The sequence below is a fragment of the Flavobacterium procerum genome, from assembly GCF_042431625.1.
Taxonomy (GTDB): domain Bacteria; phylum Bacteroidota; class Bacteroidia; order Flavobacteriales; family Flavobacteriaceae; genus Flavobacterium; species Flavobacterium procerum.
Window position 1 is genome coordinate 314152 of the sequence record NZ_JBHLYW010000010.1, and the last position, 16848, is coordinate 330999.

Below are 16848 nucleotides of genomic sequence, written 5' to 3' on the forward strand. Positions count from 1 at the left end.
CAGATGAAAGTATTAGATTTTCCATTGGTGAAAGTCACCATTGGTTTTATTGCGGGAATAATTATTGCATATTGTCAGAATTTTTCTGTGTTCTGGGTTCAGATTGCTTTATTCAGCAGCTTGATGGTTTTCTGCGTTGCTTATTTTATTAGTCGAAATCAAAAAAAGCAGACTTTCTTCTTCGGTTTTGCTGTTTATTTAATTTCAGTCACAGTCGGATCCGCATCCCTTTTATTTCATACCGAAAAATTCCAAAAAGACAACTACATTCATTACGAAACCGCATTTCAAAAGCCACAGGAAATCACTTTACTACTTAGAGAAAAAATCAAAAGCAACGACTATAATGACCGTTATATTGCTATTCTAAATAAAATTGAAAATAAAACTGTAACCGGCAGAATTTTATTGAATGTACAAAAGGACAGTTTAAAAAAAGTTCTTTTAATTGGAAACATTCTTAAAATAAAAGCCATATTGCTGAAAAATACCGCAAACAAAAATCCGAACCAGTTTGATTACAGTCGGTATTTAGCAGACAGACAAATTTACGCACAGCTGTATTGCAGTAAAACAGCAATCAAAATCAGTCCGATCATTCAAAAAGACATTTGGTATTATACTGGGAAATTTCACTCTAGAATTATAAAAAACCTAGAAAAAGCAGGTTTTAGCAAGGCCGAAATGAATGTAACATTAGCCTTAATTTTAGGGCAACAGCAGGAAATCTCATCAGAAATTATTCAGGATTATCAATACTCAGGCGCAACGCATGTACTCTCTGTATCGGGACTTCATGTAGGCTTTATAATGTTGTTTATAACCTTTATTTTAAAACCAATTCCTAACACAAAAAAAGGATCTGCCATCAAATTAGCGGCTATATTAATTTCGCTTGCAGTTTTTGCAGTCATTTCAGGTTTATCTCCAGCAGTACTGCGTTCGGTAGTCATGTTCTCGTTTGTTGCTTGCAGCACTCACCTCAGAAGAGGCACGAATATTTATCATACCTTATTAGTATCAATTTTGTTGATTCTGCTTTTTCAGCCTTATTTCCTCTTTGATGCCGGATTTCAATTAAGCTATCTCGCCTTATTTTTTATTGTTTGGCTGCAACCAGAATTCAAAAAATTATGGAGTCCAAAAAATAAATTTATAATTTATATCTGGGATGCTCTCACCGTTTCGTTTGCCGCACAAATAGGAACGTTGCCATTGTGTTTGTACTATTTTCATCAATTTCCGGGTTTATTTTTTGTAACCAACATCATTATACTTCCGTTGCTCTCCTTTATTATGATTGCTGGAATCATCGTCATATTGCTTGCCATTTTTATTGTCCCTCCAGATTGGATGATTTTTATTTTTGAAAAAAGCATCTTTATCCTTAACCAAATGGTTCATGCCGTTGCTTCATTAGAATCGTTTGTAATTAGAGACATCAGTTTTAATTTCTCTTATTTAACCCTTTTTTACCTGATTATCTTTTTTTCTGTTTTATGGATTAAAAAACCGAATTACAATAATCTAATTATGCTTTTATCCTTTATAAGCATCCTGCAGCTTACATTTATTTATACGAAAAAAGAAACGGAAGATCTAAACGAATTTATAGTTTTTAATGTTTCAAAAAATACTTTAATAACAGAAAAAACAGGCAAAAATATCCGTGTTTTTTCAAATAACGAAAACCTAAAAAGCAAAGCATTACAGTCTTATGTCACAGCAAATTTTGGAATTTTGAAAAAGACAGAAAAATTAAAAAACCTACTCTTTTTTAACGGACGCAAGATTTTAATAATAGACAGTACAGGAGTTTATCCGAACGAGAAACCTGATATTGTAATTGTAACGAATTCACCAAAAATAAATGCAGAGCGTATGTTGCAGAAAATAGCTCCTAAATTAATAATTCTAGATGCAACAAACTCAAAAAACTTTGCTGCTTATTGGGAGGAAAGTTGTTTGAAAAAAAATATCCCTTTTCATTTTACAAAGGAAAAGGGATACTTCAAATTAAATTTTATTACTCCGGATTTAAAATCAGATTAGACTGCGAAATCCATGATTTTGCGCCTCCTGGTTTATATGGCATAAGACCTAATTTATTGAAAGTCGTTTTTCCTTTCTTTACGCTCGCAATTGCAAAACACACCTGAGGAAGTTCTTCTACACCAAAAGCAGTTTTCAGTCTTACATTCTGCTCCATGGCAGTGCTAGAAATATTCTGATCAGATAAATCTAATCTTACTAGAATGACATTGTCACGAGACCAGACCGCAAAATCTGGCGTCGAAAAAATCTCGTTCTGTATATTCTGCGGCATTCCTGCAGCAGTAAAAAAAATCAATAATGGCTTTTTTTGTTCAACACCCAGCATAATAGCATCATTCATATCAGTTTTCCAAACTAAACTCTGTGCATGGGCAAAAGGTGAACCTAAAAAAAGCAGTAGGATAAGTAGTTTTTGGGTCATAATTTCATGGTTTGATTAAGTTTACGCGCCTAAAATAGCATAAAATTATTAGCAAATTGCACAAATCATTGGCAAAAATTCAACAAAACCCAAAGAAAATAGGATTTGACAATTAAAGAAGTTTTTTTTATCAAAACCAAAAAAAAAAGCACGAAAAAAAACACAATCCTTTGCGGTAATTTTAAAAAGATGCTAAAAAAATATCCCTTTTCATAAAAACGAAAGGGATATCATCAATTAAATAGAAACCTAAATTTTAATTATTCAACTGGATGCAAAATCAAATTCGATTCTGCAATCCATGCTTTTGCGCCGCCTGGTTTATAGGCTATTTTTCCAAGTGCGCTAAAAGTGGTTTTGTTTTTTCTAATAGATGCCATTGCAAAACAAACTTCAGGAAGATCTTGCACTCCAAAAGCATCTTTTAATCTCAGATTCTGCTCTTTTTCGCTTTGATCTGCAGACGAATCAGATAAGTCCAATTTTACTAGTACCACGTTGTCTCTAGACCAAACAGCAAAATCAGGAGTTTTAAATATCTCATTTTGCAGATTGTCAGACACACCTGCAGCGGTAAAGAAAATTAACATTGGTTTTTTTTGTTCATTACTTATAGCAATAGCATCGGTCATGTTGGTCCTCCAAGCTAGGCTTTGAGCCTGCGTAAAAAATGAACCTAAAAAAAACAGTAGGATAAGTAGTTTTTTAGTCATACTAAATTTGGTTTTGGTTAGATTAGCATGACGAAATTAACATAATATTTTAATTATCCAATTTTTTAAGTTACAAAAAATACATTATGTGTTTTTTTATTTATAAAAAAATATCAAAAAAATAAAATACAAAAAATAGCGAGTGATTTTTCTTACCAAACAAAAAAAACTCCTTACAAATTGTAAGGAGTTTTCCGTTATTCTAATAATGTATTTTTTATATTTTTTTCGGATGCACGATACTTTCTGCAACATTAAGCCATGCCATTGGGCCTCCAGCTACATATCCAGTTTTTCCAAGTCCTTTAAAATTTATCCTTCCATCTTTTGATTCTGCACTTGTAAAAAAAACTGTCGGAAATCCTTGAATTCCAAAAGCCTGCTGTAGTTCGTTATTTTGACTTTTTATTTCGGGTGTCTGAGCTACTGCTCTCGGATAATCCAATTCTACCAAAATTACATTTTCCTGTGCCCATTTTTTAAATTCAGGTGTTTTTAAAACTTCATTTTGTAGACGAATACACCAGCCACACCAATCACTTCCTGTAAAAAACATCAACATAGGTTTTTGAACTTTATTACTCACTGTAATTGCTTCTCTAACGTCTGTATACCATTTTAGATCTTGTGCCTGCATGGCAGAAATGCTAAAAAACAAAACGATAAGTAGTATTTTTTTCATGATAACTATTTTTTACAAATTTAAGTAAAAACCAAATACGCTGAAGTTATTTTACTTCCTGCATTAATTTTTTTAGAAAAGGCGAAATTAAAAGCAGAATCACACCAGCAACTAAAGAATAAATCGCCAACTGATAATAACCTTCTGTATAAGACTGCAATTTAGAAAGCAAGGTAGCTCCTTTATTAGATTTAGATATTTCGGCACCTAATTTACCGGCAAACAATTGCCCAAAAGCCGATGCTAAAAACCATAAGCCCATCATCATCCCGAACAATCTTTTCGGAGATAATTTTGTAATGATTGACATTCCAATCGGTCCTAAACATAGCTCTCCAATTGTGGTAACGAGATAAGCAATAGTAAAAACGTTTAATGATGCGATTCCTTTTGAATCGGCAAAAAAACGAGTCAAATAAAAAATGTAAAATGAAGCTGCTAAAAACAAAAATCCAATTCCGAATTTTATTAGTGTATTAGGCTCTATTTTTCGTTTTCCCATCCAAATCCACAACAAGCCAATTAACGGGCTTAAAACCACCACGAAAAAGGTATTCGAACTGTTATTGATGATATTAGGATCTATACTAAAAAACAATAACTTATCATCTAGATTATCTTTTGCAAAAAGAGACAACGAGCCACCACTCTGTTCGTAAATTGTATTGAACAGAAGATAGAAAAACACAAACAGAAAAGCCGCAAACAGTTTTTTCTGCAGTTTTAAATCTCCCAGTTTAATCAGCTCATAAACAAAGTACGCTATAGCAGTAACGCCAATTGTGTACATAAAATAATCGGTATAATCCGTATTTTTTACCATTATAAAAATAAACGGAATACTCAAAAGAGAGAGCGTATAAACTGCAATTTCACGAAGTTTTCTTTTCCCCGCTTCCATTGCTAGTAATGGCGAATCTCCAATTGGCCCTAATTGTTTTTTTGTAAAAATAAAGGTAATCAATCCCAAAAACATTACAATCGCAGCTGCTAAAAAGCACAATTGCCATGAGTAATATTTGCCTAAATAAACGCAAAGCGCACCTCCAAAAAGTCCTCCCACGTTGATTCCGGCATAAAACATTCCGTAACCAGCATCACGTCTGCCGTCATCTTCTTTGTAAAGTTCGCCCACCATAGAAGAAACATTCGGTTTAAAAAACCCTGTTCCGATTATAGAAAAAGCAATTCCGTAATAAAACAAATCTTGCGGAGCAACAGCAATCAAAAGATTACCCAGAATCATCACGATTGCACCAAAAAAAAGTGACTTCTTAAATCCCAGAATTTTATCGGCAAAAATTCCGCCAATAAAAGTAAATGCATACACAAAAGCCTGAATAGCTCCGTATTGCAGATTGGCATGATCTTCTTTCAAAAAAAGTTGATCTACCATAAAAATTGTGAGCACTCCACGCATTCCATAAAAACAGAAACGCTCCCACATTTCAACAAAAAACAAGTACCACAATTGTTTTGGATACTTACCTTCAAAATTTTGAATTTCTTCTAAAGTAACAATATGCTTCATTTTAAACTTTTCTTTTAAAGCAAGAACAAAAAAACATCAACTCTGTATAGCATAACAGAGCTGATGTTTTTTATATTTTTTTTTATTTCAATAATTTACCTAACACCGTGCATTAATTTCTTTAACAATGGTGTTAAAGCGAACAATAAAACTGCTGCAACGCCAGTTAGAACAACAAATACCATGAAAAATTCATATAAATTATGGATTTCAAATCCAGCGAAAATTGGATTTTGAGCACTAATTTGATGCTGATCTAATAAAGCTAATTGCTCTGCTGTTGGAGTTATTGTTTTATCTAAAACTGCTTGAAGATCGATGCCTAATTCTTTGGCTTTTGCAAATTTATCACCAGTTGCTGGCAAGATAGATCCTAAAGTACCTCCTAATGCATATCCAGATGCATTAGACAAAAAGAACACCCCATACAACAATGATGCAAAACGTTTTGGAGATAATTTACCTACCAGTGACAAACCAATTGGAGACAAACATAATTCGGCACAAGTGTTCAGAAAATACAATAAAATAAGCCATTTTACTAATAAAAGTCCAGAAGTTCCAATATAAGAAACCTGAGTCGCAATCATAAAGAAACTGATAGAAATCACAACTAGACCAACAGCAAGTTTTACTGGAGAAATCGGTTCTTTTCCTTTAGCTCGTAAAGTATCCCATAAAATACTAAAAGGGATAGCCAAAACGACAACGAATAATCCATTAAAAATTTGAACCATAGACGGTGGCATTGCCCATCCGAAGAAATGCCTATCTGTTTGGTTATCGGCAATGAAAGTCAAAGATGAACCTGCCTGCTCAAATGCTGCCCAGAAGAAAATAATAAAAAACGACACGATGTAGATTACAATAATTCTATCTCTTTCAATTTTAGTCAAAGAAGTATCAGAAATAATCAATCCTGCTAATGCCAAACCACTTGAATAGATTAATGTGTAAATCAAATTTTGTCCTACCACGTAGTGAAAAAAGAAACCTAAAGCAACAAAAGCAATTCCTGCCATTACTAAAGCTTTATTAGAGAAGTTTGCTTGTTGCGCTTCTCCTTCTTCAAAATCAGAAGCGTCATTTTTAGAAGGAAGTCCTCCTAATGCTTTTCCTTCTGGAGAAACTACATATTTATTTTTTAAGACATAAAAAAGAATTGTCCCTAACAACATTGCGACAGAAGCTGCCATGAACCCCCATCTGAAAGCATGAATGTCTCTAATTCCGCCAGCATCTTTAACATCTCCTAATAAAGGACAAATAGACTGACCTAAAAATGCTCCGATGTTAATTCCCATGTAGAAAATAGTAAACGCACTATCTAGTTTTGTTTTTTCTTGTTTTGGATACAAACTTCCCACCATACTCGAAATGTTTGGTTTAAAAAATCCGTTACCAAAAACAATTACGCCTAAAGCAGAATACATGATGATTTTGGCTAGATCAAGGTTAGACTCAAAAACACTTCCACTGGTAAACAAAAGCATTTGTCCAGTAGCCATCAATAATCCTCCTAATAAGATACAATTTCTGTTTCCTAAATAACGATCGGCTACAAAACCACCAAGCATTGGAGTTAAATAACAAAGTCCGAGGAAACCTCCATAAATTAGCGAAGCTTCTTCTTCCTTCATCAATAATGAATTCACAAGAAATAAAGTCAATAATGCCCGCATTCCATAAAAATTGAACCGCTCCCACATCTCCGTTCCAAACAATACCCAAAGCCCTTTTGGATGCGCCGTTTTTACTTTAGTTTCTACCATAGTTTCGTTGTTTAATTAAGATTAAATGTTTTTAGATTTATAAATTTTCTTTAATAAAATTAGTCATTTTATTATAAAGCTGAATTCGTGTTTTACCGCCATAAATTCCGTGGTTTTTATCAGGATAAATTTGAGAATCAAATTGTTTGTTAGCCTGAATCAAAGCTTCCATCATTTGCATCGAATTCTGAACGTGAACATTATCATCACCAGAACCATGAATCAATAAAAATTTTCCTTTTAATTTTTCAACGTGATTGATTGGAGAATTTTGATCGTATCCGCTTGCATTTTCCTGTGGCGTCTGCATGTATCTTTCGGTATAAACACTGTCGTAAAAACGCCAATTGGTCACAGGAGCAACCGCAATCGCCATTTTGAAAACATCATTTCCTTGAAAAATACAATTAGATGACATAAAACCACCGTAACTCCATCCAAAAATTCCAATTCTTGAAGCATCAACGTATGGATAAGTTCCAATAACTTTTGCAGTATCAATTTGGTCTTCTACCTCATATTTTCCTAATTCTTTTTGGGTAACTTTTTTGAAGTCTGCTCCTTTATACCCAGTTCCTCTTCCATCTACACAAGCAACAATATAACCTTGTTGTGTTAATGATAAAAACCAATAATCGTCATTATTATTCCAATCATTGTTTACTTGCTGTGAACCTGGTCCTGAATACTGATACATAAATACAGGATATTTTTTTGAAGGATCAAAATCTTTTGGTTTTAATATCCAAGCATTTAATTCGTTTCCTTTTGCTGTTTTTAAAACAAAAAACTCTTTAGCAGGAAGATTGTACGCTTTTAATTTTTCGGCAAGAGCCTGGTTGTTTTCAATAACCTGGATTTCTTTTCCGTTTTTAGCCTCATTCAGCGTGTAAGTTGTAGGCTGTAAATTACTAGAATAAGTTGTGATGAAATATTCGAAGTTCGGGCTGAAGGTTGCCGCGCTTGTACCTACTTTTGAAGAAAGACGAAGTTTGTTTTTTCCGTCTAAACCAATTTTGTAAAGATCTCTGTTTATAGAACCATTTTCTGTAGACTGATAGAAAATCGTTTTTGTTTTTTCGTCGAAACCGTAGTATGAAACAACTTCCCAGTTTCCTTTTGTAACCTGATTTTTAAGTTTTCCGTTTTTATCATATACATAAATATGATTAAAACCGTCTTTTTCGCTTGTCCAAATAAAACTGTTGTCTTTTAAGAAAGTAAGATTGTCCGTAATATCAACATAAGCTTTATCTTTTTCATTTAAAACCACTTTTGCAACAGCTGATGTTCCGTCTACAAATAGCAAGTCAAGATTATCCTGATGACGATTTAACACCTGAGCCGATAAAACATTATTATCATTTGTCCACTGCATTCTTGCAATGTAGAAATCATTGTAATTCCCTAAGTTAACTTTTTTAGTCGCGTTTCCTGCAACATCAAAAATATGTAATGAAACTTCTGAATTTTTTTCTCCAGCTTTAGGATATTTAAAAGTCTCAATTGTTGGATATAAATCCTGATGAAACATCGACATCGAAAATTCCGGAACCTGACTTTCGTCAAAGCGGATATATGCTAATTTTTTACTGTCTTTACTCCAATCAAAAGCGCGCACAAATGCAAATTCTTCTTCGTAAACCCAATCAGTAATACCATTTATTACAGCATTTTTCTTTCCGTCAGCTGTAACTGGTGTAGACTTTTTAGATGCTACATCATATATATATAAGTTATTTTCTCTAGCGTAAGCAATTTTTGTTCCGTCAGGAGAAAAAGTTGGCTCCTGAATTTGAAAATCAACCAGTTTTGTCAATGATTTTGAAGCGATCTCATACAAAAAGTAATCTGCAGTAAAAGAGTGGCGGAATATTTTGTTTGAATTACAAGCAATTAGTATCTTTTTTTCTGAAGCATCAAATGTGTAGCTGTCAATGCCGTCTGCAAGCTCCTTATAATCTTTCGTGTCAATTAAATTATTGATTTTTTTTAATGTCGCAAAATCATAAAGCCCAATCTGCATACTCCTCGCTGCTTGATCTACATTTAATACGGTGTACTGATTCGTATTTTTTAAAGATTGCAGCTCATCCATTCCTTTTGCACGAAATGCACCGCCGTAAATACTTTCAACAGTTATTTTCTGTTGTCCGAAAGCGATTGTAATCAAAAATAAAAGAACTAGAGTAATTTTACTTGTATTCATCCGAAATTATTTTAAATATAAAAAGAGTCCAATTTTAGTAAAAAAAACAAACATAATACACATTTTAAGTGTTAAATGTTAAAAAAAATAACGATTGCGTATTTTGAAGTTTCAAATTGATTTTAAACAAAACTCTTAAAATGGTATATTTGCCGCAACATTATTATTTAATATATTGAGAATGAACAATGCCGTTGCCGGATTTTCGAAATTATCCAAAAAAGAAAAAATAAACTGGATTGCTGAAACCTATTTTTCAAATCCTGAAGAAGCCCTTACGATTATAAGAAATTACTGGAATTCAGACGAAAAGCTTCAACAGCTTCACGATGAGTTCATCGAAAATACAATTACTAATTTGTATATTCCGCTGGGTATTTCTCCTAATTTTTTAATCAACGGAAAATACAAAACCATTCCGATGGCTATTGAAGAAAGTTCTGTGGTTGCGGCTGCTTCAAAAGCGGCAAAATATTGGTCAACTCGAGGCGGATTTAAAACTACGGTCATCGATACTGAAAAAATCGGACAGGTGCATTTTACTTTCAACGGTGATGCCGAAAAACTTCATGTCTTTTTTGATCAGATCAAACCAAAATTCTTTTCAGAAACGCAATCCATAACTAAAAATATGGAACAACGCGGCGGCGGAATTCTCGACATAAAACTAAAAGACAAAAGAAGTCTTCTTGAAAATTACTATCAGCTTCATGCTACTTTTGAAACTAAAGACAGCATGGGCGCTAACTTTATAAATTCTTGTCTCGAACAATTTGCAACAACTTTAAAAGATGAATTTCAAAAGTCGGATTTGTTTTCTGACGATAATGCACTGCAAGTCATTATGAGTATTTTATCTAATTATGTTCCAAACTGTTTGGTGAGAGCAGAAGTTTCCTGTCCTGTAGAAGAATTGGCAGAAAAGCACATCTCAGAACCTCAGTTATTTGCCGAGCGTTTTGTTCAGGCTGTACAAATTGCAGAAGCAGAACCTTTTAGGGCAGTAACACACAATAAAGGAATCATGAACGGAGTTGATGCCGTAATCCTCGCAACAGGCAATGACTTTAGAGCTGTTGAGGCTGGAGTGCATGCTTATGCATCAAAAAACGGACAATACGCAAGTTTATCCCACGCTAAAATTGAGAACGGAATTTTTACTTTCTGGCTCGAAATTCCACTTGCTTTAGGAACTGTAGGCGGACTTACTTCCTTACACCCATTGGTAAAACTGAGTCTTGAAATTCTTGAAAAACCATCAGCAAGCGAATTAATGGAAATTGTGGCCGCAGCAGGACTTGCGCAGAATTTTGCAGCACTTCGCTCATTAACTACTACCGGAATTCAGGAAGGACATATGAAAATGCATCTCAACAACATCATTAATCAGTTTGAAGCTACAGAAGAGGAACGCCATCTGATAAAAGCACACTTTAAGAAAACAACCGTTTCGCACAGCGCCGTAGTTGAATTTATAGAAAACTTAAGAAAATAAATCAATAAATTCTAATGCATAAAATTCCAAAGCCCAATGTTAGCTTTGGAATTTAAAACATTGGAATTTGTATAATAATACAGAGACAAGCATGTCAGCAACTTTTTACAGTAACGGAAAACTTTTTATCGCTGGAGAATACCTTGTTTTGGACGGAGCTGATGCTTTTGCATTACCCACAAAATTTGGCCAGGATCTGGTAATTGAAAATGGGAAGAACAAGGAAATTCAATGGACCAGCTTTGATTACGATAATCATATATGGTATGAAGACACCATTTTGTTCAGCGACATTATAAACAAAACAGAATCTAAAACCGAAACTGTAAAAACCACTCTTATAAGTATATTGCATGAAGCGTATCGTTTAAATTCTGATTTTTTAGATAAATCGGAAGGTTACAAAGCAAACACTCACCTTACTTTTCCGCGCAAATGGGGATTAGGAACTTCATCGACCTTAATCAACAATATTGCACAATGGACTGATGTTAATGCTTTTAAACTGTTAAACAATAGCTTTGGAGGAAGTGGTTACGATATTGCTTGCGCCCAAAACGACACTCCAATTATCTATAAGATTAAAGATAATATTGCAAAGCCTGTCGATTTTAAACCCGATTTTACAAACCATATTTATTTTGTTTATCTGAATAAAAAACAGAACAGCAAATCGGCTATTTACTCTTACAACAATCACAAAAACCACAATCTAGGCGAAAGCATTGCTGTTAACAATAAAATTACAGCTGCAATATTGAATGCAAAAACATTGAAAGAATTTGCCTCGGCAGTACAGAAACATGAAATTCACCTGAGCAATATTCTTGAAATGCAGACTATAAAAGAAGCAGTATTTCCTGATTTTACGGGCGTTATTAAAAGTCTTGGAGCCTGGGGAGGCGACTTTGTGATGGTTGTTTCAAAAGAAAATCCGAAAGAATATTTTGTTTCTAGAGGTTACGAAACTATCCTTACGTATGAGGAAATGATTTTATAAAAATCAGTTTAAATTTGTTTTTTTGTTTTCGATATCGGCGGTTTCCAATCTTCGAACAGCTTGACTTTCTTGTTCGTTTGATTCTATAAGCGTGTTATGAAGACGTTCTGCCATTTTTTCTATACTGTTGGTAATCGAATCATAAACGAGCTCCATTCGTCTGTGCTTTTCTTCTTTTACAGCTTTCAAAACATCTTCAACAAAAACTTTATCGTATTTTTCAGCAACAGAATCACGAGTATTGGTTAATCTGATAACATAATCGTTGCTTAAAATTGTTACCTTAAAATGTTGTTCTTCATTACTAAGATAATACTTACCTCCTAATTCATCAACATTGATGTCGGTGCTGCTAACCTTTAAAAGTTCCGTGATTATACCAAAAATATGATTCTCAATTTTGGTATAAACCTTGGGCTTTTTTCTAAAAAACTTAAACTTAGAAAACATCAACTGTCTGGTTATTAAAAGATTTTGTTTTGGATTGTTCTTTTGAAATTTAATCAACAGAGAAAATTACTACGACTAACTTTGTTAAAATAAAAATCGGACAAATTAACTGTAATAATTTGAATATCACAAATTTTTTAAATTAAATTTCTATTATCGCCATATATCAACCTTGTAACTGTTAAAAAAAAACACTAACTACAATACGAGAATTTTAAAAGCAAAAAGCCCGAAACACTCGCGTATTTCGGGCTCTCTTTATAAAATAACTTCTAAAAATTAGTAGTTGAATTGTAATCTATTGTCTTCAATTTTAGCATTGTTTTTCAAAGCAGGTAAAACTCTGCTTGCATCTGAAGAACTTTGAGATTTTATTTTCTCTACGTAAGCTGCATGGTTAGCAATTGCAGGAGCTTTTACTGTGCTGATGTTTTTTACTACATAAACACCAGTATTTCCTTCAATTGGAGCAGAAAGCTTGTTCGCTGTCAAAGCAAATGCATTACCTATAACTTTTGGCTCTTGTCCTACACCTCCAGGAAGTACAGGATTATCCATCGTTACATTTGTAGCCTGTTGTACCGCAACACCTGCACTTTTAGCAACCGCTTCAATTGTTGAACCTGTCATTTTAGCTTTTAAAATTTCAGCTTTCTTCTGATTCTTCAAGATTGGCTCAACATATGGTCTTGCCATAGTTACAGAAACTAATCCAGATTTGTTTTCTCCTTTGTATTGAGCAATAACGTGACCGATATTTGCCAATTCAAAACGCTTAACATCTCCCTTGCTTGTTTCTTTATCAAATGCCCATCTTACAATGTTACGCTGTTTTCCAAGAGGTCCAAATGCTTCATCCATAGCCTTAACAGAAACTTCTGGAGAAACTTTTAATCCTAATTCTTTTGCAGCTGCATTAAAATCTTTTTCTCCAGCGTTCATTTCAAATTTAGTAGCCAAAGTAAACACTTTATCAGAAGTAGCCTCAGAAGGCTCAATTTTTTGCGCAATAGTAGCTAAACGAATTCCGTCTTGCTTATCTGTAATTTTAATGATATGAAAACCGAATTGAGTTTCAACTAAACCTACTTTTCCAATTCCGTTACTGAATACAAAATCATTGAATGGTTTTACCATTGTATTTGGACCAAAATAGCCTAAATCTCCTCCTTGTTGTGCAGAAGAATCATCAGAGCTTGTAAAAGCCAACATCATAAAACTATCTGGATTTGCTTGAACCTGAGCTAAGATTTCTTCAGCTTTAGCTTTTGCTTCTTCTTTAGTTCTTTTTTCTTTTGGGTTTGGAGTCTGAGAACCTTCGAAACCGATTAAGATATGACTTGCTTTTGCATTTACTCCAGCTTTAAATCCTAAAGATTTAGAGATAGCGTAATATCTTCCTAACACATAAGGACCGTAAATTGCACCTGCAGGAAGACTGAACAATTTATCAGCATCAACAGCAGGAAGCGCGTTTTTAGGAACATACGTAGAATCGTAAGGGATATCAGAATTAGAGTTTACAAATTCAGCAACGTTTACTGCATTTTTGAATCCTGGCAATGTGTCTGTTTTCCCTGTTTTTTCGTTGTATTCAGGTCTTGCTGACAATAAAGCTGTTAATTTTGCCTTAATATCTGCCTCATCTTGTTTTGATGGTTTGTCCTCAACTAAAACGTATTGAATTTCACGAGTTGCGTCTGCTTTAAACTTTTTCTCGTTTTTCTTCATATAATCAATAATCTCTGAATCAGAAATTTTTACTTCACTGTCTTTAATAGAAGAATAAAGTGCCCCTGCATAAGCAAAGTTTACTTTGTTAGCTTCCATTTCATACTTTAATTTTCCTTCGCTTGCAGTTGTATAAAGTCCTGCTCTAATTAAAGTATTATAGATTTGAAATTTAGCATTCAATTCAGCATCTTTTTCTTTTTGCGCAATAAACTGAGCTGCCTCTGGATTTGCTTTAAAATAATCCTTGAATTTCACAATATCAAAAATTCCTGCAGCATTTAAAAACATTGGATTTTTACCAATATTTGGATCTGCTTTTAAAACTTCGATAAGGTGTTTTTCACCTACTCTCAATCCTAATTTGTCAAACTGTGCTGATAATAATGCAATTGAAACCTCTTCATCCCATACTCTGTTTGCAGCTTCAGTGGAAGTAATACCTTGCCCACTTTTTTCAACATTACTAACTTTAATTCTAAAGTCTTCAAATGAAATATCTTTTCCATCGATGCTTCCTACATCTTTTGAACTTTGACCAAATGTTCCTCTTGTGAATAGATCTTGTATTATAAATGCAAATAATGCAAGTGCAATAACTCCTATCAATAAAGCGGAACGCTGTCTAATTTTTGCTAAAACTGCCATTTTTATTATCGTTAATTTTATATTCAGTTTGCGAAAATACAATTATCTAGTTAATAACAATACAACTAGCGTTTTATTTTACACAATTTTTTTCATTAATTAAAAAATTCACTCTTTTATTGTCAATTTAACCAATTCAATTTTCTTATTAGTGGCTTCTTTTATGACAAAATGAAAGTTATCAATTACAATTTTCTCTCCTTTTTGAGGGATTTCTTTTGTAAAGTTGACTATAAATCCGCCTAAAGTCCCATATGAATCTTCTTCGGGAATCATCAATTTATAGGTTTCATTCAGATACTCTACATCTAATCTTGCTGAAAACAAGTATTTGCCGTCTCCCAGTTCCTGTTCTATCAATTCTTCGTCAAGATCATGTTCGTCTTCAATTTCACCAAATAGTTCTTCTACAATATCTTCTACTGTCACAATTCCTGAAGTACCTCCATATTCATCCAAAACAACGGCCGCATTTTTATGTTTTTTGAGTAGTAATGTCAAAACATCTTTTATAAGAATGGTTTCAGGAACAAATTCGACTGTCATCAAAACCGATTTTATGGTCGGCGGTTTTTTAAACAAATCAAACGAATGCACATAACCTACAATATCATCTAAATTGTTCTGATAGACCATTATTTTGGAATAACCGGTCTCTATAAACATCGCTTTTAAATCATTGACACTGTCAAACAAATCGACTGCCACTATTTCCGTTCTTGGCGACATTATATCTCTTGCCTTAACTCCTGAAAACTCGAGAGCATTCTGAAAAATCTGAATTTCTGAATCAACTTCTTCGTCATCTTCAACAGTACTCATTTGTTCTGTGATGAAATTTCCGAGTTCGCTTCTGCTGAATAAATGCACCTGATCGCCTTCCGTCTTAAAGAATCGGCTTAAGACAAAATCGGCAATCCAGATAAAAAAACTCGAGATATAATAAAAAAACCTGTAGAATAAGTACGCCGGAAGCGCGAAAATTTTAATGAGCGAATTGGCATAAATCTGGAAAAAAACTTTTGGAAAAAACTCCGAAGTCAGCAAAACAATAAAAGCCGCAATTATCGTCTGCACCAAAACGTTGAGCCAATCTGAAAACGAAAAACCGAAATAGGAAATCCAGCCGAGAATAATATCGCCCATAAAAAATCCGTAAATCACCAATGCTACATTGTTTCCAATAAGCATTGCGGCAATAAATTTTGAAGGATTTTTGGTAAGTCTGGTTAAAATACGGGATAAAAAATTATCCTGTTTTTTTTCAATTTCAAGGTAAATTTTATTGGCAGAAATAAAAGCTATTTCCATTCCCGAAAAAAAGGCTGCTAGTATTAAACATAGGATTATAATACTAATTTCCATTTTTTACTTTTTTTTATTGCGGTCTTCAAATTTCTTAACAAACCTTCTTCTAAAAAAGAACATAAAAATAGCCATTCCGGCAATAATAAAACTTAGAGCCGCAGTATCGTCTTGCTTGTTTAATTTTGTAAAACCATCGTAAGCAAAATAAAGCCCAAAAACGATGTAAACGTATTGTGTATATTTTAAATAACCCATAATATTTATTCTTCTGATGATTCAATGTCACCGCTTACACGCTGTGAATTGATTACTTTAAAATCTTTGCTGAAATCTATTCCCTGCCCAAACGAAACACCTTTTGCATCGGTCAGCTTAAATTTCCTTTCGGTGTAAAACCATTCATTTTTCTGATCAAAATACAATTGTTCTGTTTCCAGCACTTGTCCTGATTCTGATGTGATTTTTACTTTCCCGATTAAATCTATAATTCCGGTATTTTTATACGAAACAGCGTAATTACCTTTTATAAAGGTACGTTTTTGCTTTTTATCATACAAAGTAACATCTATTCCTTTTGGAAATTCTGTAAATGGAAATTCGAGATTGGAATAATCAAGCATTTTTGGACTTACCAAAACACCCGTAACGCGTCCTGAGTCTGTATATTTGATATTAACCGTATCGGCATCACTGGCAGGAACAAATTCAGAGAAATTAATTTTCTGAACTTCTTTAAAATTACTCTCACATCCAAAAAACAGTGTCACAGCAAAAACTGTGACAACTATAAGACTATATCTCTTTGGTAAATTCATCTGCCAAAAATAGTAAAT

The 16848-nt window shown here is 33.5% G+C and carries 14 protein-coding genes; 3 read left to right on the forward strand and 11 right to left on the reverse strand.

Going from position 1 to position 16848, the window contains the following annotated elements; genetic code table 11:
* The first annotated feature begins 3 nt into the window (after positions 1–3).
* The gene (locus ACFFLS_RS15715) at positions 4–2052 is read left to right on the forward strand and encodes a ComEC/Rec2 family competence protein (RefSeq protein ID WP_379684546.1); all 2049 of its coding nucleotides are present in this window, start codon (positions 4–6) and stop codon (positions 2050–2052) included.
* On the opposite strand, the gene ACFFLS_RS15720 is transcribed toward ACFFLS_RS15715, so the two are convergent.
* From ACFFLS_RS15720 to ACFFLS_RS15745, 6 genes are all read right to left on the reverse strand, one after another.
* On the reverse strand, positions 2027–2476 hold the full coding sequence (locus ACFFLS_RS15720) for a thioredoxin family protein (protein WP_379684545.1): 450 nt from the start codon (positions 2474–2476) through the stop codon (positions 2027–2029). The genes ACFFLS_RS15715 and ACFFLS_RS15720 overlap by 26 nt on opposite strands.
* 260 nt (positions 2477–2736) lie before the next feature.
* Positions 2737–3189, reverse strand: coding sequence for a thioredoxin family protein (locus ACFFLS_RS15725; RefSeq protein WP_379684544.1), 453 nt, complete (start codon positions 3187–3189; stop codon positions 2737–2739).
* 217 nt (positions 3190–3406) lie between these two features.
* Positions 3407–3871 (reverse strand): thioredoxin family protein, encoded by a 465-nt coding sequence (locus ACFFLS_RS15730; RefSeq protein ID WP_379684543.1) that lies wholly within the window; start codon positions 3869–3871, stop codon positions 3407–3409.
* 46 nt (positions 3872–3917) lie between these two features.
* Positions 3918–5402: a peptide MFS transporter gene (locus ACFFLS_RS15735; protein ID WP_379684542.1), complete on the reverse strand. Its 1485-nt coding sequence runs from the start codon at positions 5400–5402 to the stop codon at positions 3918–3920.
* Between the two features lie 95 nt (positions 5403–5497).
* The gene (locus ACFFLS_RS15740) at positions 5498–7174 is read right to left on the reverse strand and encodes a peptide MFS transporter (protein ID WP_379684541.1); all 1677 of its coding nucleotides are present in this window, start codon (positions 7172–7174) and stop codon (positions 5498–5500) included.
* 37 nt (positions 7175–7211) lie between these two features.
* Positions 7212–9383: a S9 family peptidase gene (locus tag ACFFLS_RS15745; RefSeq protein WP_379684540.1), complete on the reverse strand. Its 2172-nt coding sequence runs from the start codon at positions 9381–9383 to the stop codon at positions 7212–7214.
* A gap of 181 nt (positions 9384–9564) precedes the next feature.
* On the opposite strand from ACFFLS_RS15745, the gene ACFFLS_RS15750 reads away from it, so the two are divergent.
* Together ACFFLS_RS15750 and ACFFLS_RS15755 are read left to right on the forward strand one after the other, a co-directional pair.
* Positions 9565–10878 (forward strand): hydroxymethylglutaryl-CoA reductase, degradative, encoded by a 1314-nt coding sequence (locus tag ACFFLS_RS15750; protein WP_379684539.1) that lies wholly within the window; start codon positions 9565–9567, stop codon positions 10876–10878.
* 91 nt (positions 10879–10969) lie between these two features.
* Positions 10970–11878, forward strand: a complete 909-nt coding sequence (locus tag ACFFLS_RS15755; RefSeq protein WP_379686352.1) for a GYDIA family GHMP kinase — start codon at positions 10970–10972, stop codon at positions 11876–11878.
* Positions 11879–11881: 3 nt separating this feature from the next.
* Here the strand turns inward: ACFFLS_RS15755 and ACFFLS_RS15760 are convergent, their stop codons facing one another.
* From ACFFLS_RS15760 to lptC, 5 genes are all read right to left on the reverse strand, one after another.
* On the reverse strand, positions 11882–12328 hold the full coding sequence (locus ACFFLS_RS15760) for a hypothetical protein (RefSeq protein WP_379684538.1): 447 nt from the start codon (positions 12326–12328) through the stop codon (positions 11882–11884).
* 279 nt (positions 12329–12607) lie between these two features.
* A complete protein-coding gene (locus tag ACFFLS_RS15765) occupies positions 12608–14707 on the reverse strand; it encodes a peptidylprolyl isomerase (protein WP_379684537.1) in 2100 nt (699 codons plus the stop codon).
* Positions 14708–14815: 108 nt separating this feature from the next.
* Entirely contained in the window at positions 14816–16072 is a 1257-nt protein-coding gene (locus ACFFLS_RS15770) for a hemolysin family protein (RefSeq protein WP_379684536.1), read from the reverse strand.
* A gap of 3 nt (positions 16073–16075) precedes the next feature.
* Positions 16076–16270, reverse strand: coding sequence for a hypothetical protein (locus ACFFLS_RS15775; RefSeq protein WP_379684535.1), 195 nt, complete (start codon positions 16268–16270; stop codon positions 16076–16078).
* Positions 16271–16275: 5 nt separating this feature from the next.
* Entirely contained in the window at positions 16276–16830 is a 555-nt protein-coding gene (gene lptC / locus ACFFLS_RS15780; protein ID WP_379684534.1) for an LPS export ABC transporter periplasmic protein LptC, read from the reverse strand.
* Positions 16831–16848: the final 18 nt, after the last annotated feature.